The 1,094-nt window shown below is 55.1% G+C and carries 1 protein-coding gene; it reads right to left on the reverse strand.

The window, feature by feature from the left end:
* Window positions 1-143: 143 nt before the first annotated feature.
* The coding region (locus ABF86_RS12360) for an 8-amino-7-oxononanoate synthase (protein WP_160803661.1) at window positions 144-1,094 on the reverse strand (951 nt) is incomplete at its 5' end.

Genomic DNA, 1,094 nt, shown 5'->3' on the forward strand with positions numbered 1-1,094 from the left:
GTCCAGGCAAATCCACGCAATGCAGCCGGAAACGGTGCGACAGTGATCCGATCACACCCTCCCAAACGCCGCTGTGCATGGCCCAGCCGTGCAGCATCACCAGATCCGGCCCCGCTCCGATTATTTTAATGTGGATCGCCATATCAGTACTCAGAGAGCTCGTGCAAAGCTGTACTCAATCGGTCGATATCCGCTTCGGTATGAGCTGCAGACAAGCTGATACGTAACCGCGCGCTGCCTTGCGGCACAGTCGGCGGACGAATCGCCGGCACCCAGATTCCACGTTCACGCAGCGCCTGACCCAATCGAACCGCTTCTTGACTCTCGTCTGTCAGTAACGGCTGTATCGGCGTATTCGATGGCAGTAATTGCCACGGTAATGATTGCAGACTGTGCCGCAGCCGCTCAATCAATCTGATTAATTGATCACGCCGCCAGGTTTCTTGCTGAATCAATTGCAAACTGGTCAGCAATACATGTGACAACAATGGCGCAGCTGCCGTAGTGTAGCCGTAGGTGCGACCCTGTTGAATCAGTGTTTCAATGACAGGCATTTGCGCCGCCACAAACGCACCGGATACACCAGCCGCCTTGCCCAGCGTGCCCATGTAAATCAGGTTGGGCATATTACGTTCTGCGGCTTCCAAAAAAGACAGACTGCCCCGCCCTTCAGCGCCCAGCACACCAAAGCCATGGGCATCGTCCAGCAGCAACCAGGCATCGAAACGCCGGCATAAATCCAGCAAGGCTGCGACCGGTGCACAATCCCCATCCATACTGAATACCGCATCCGAAATCACCAGTTTGCGCCGTGCTTCAGTTACTGCCAGCTGTTTTTCCAGCGCCACAAGATCCAGATGGGAATAACGAATGAAACAGGCGCGTGACAGCAAAGCGGCATCATTGAGTGAAGCGTGATTGAGACGATCCGCAAAAATGGCATCACCTCGTCCCACCAGTGCCGTCACTGCTGCCAGATTAGCCATATAGCCGGTGGAAAACAGCAATGCACGCGGCAACCCAACAAATTCAGCCAACGCCTGTTCCAGCTCGTGGTGCGCCTGTGAATGGCCACTGATCAGGTGTGAAGCACC

Source organism: Nitrosomonas sp. GH22, assembly GCF_009833115.1.
In the GTDB taxonomy this organism is placed as follows: Bacteria; Pseudomonadota; Gammaproteobacteria; order Burkholderiales; family Nitrosomonadaceae; genus Nitrosomonas; species Nitrosomonas eutropha.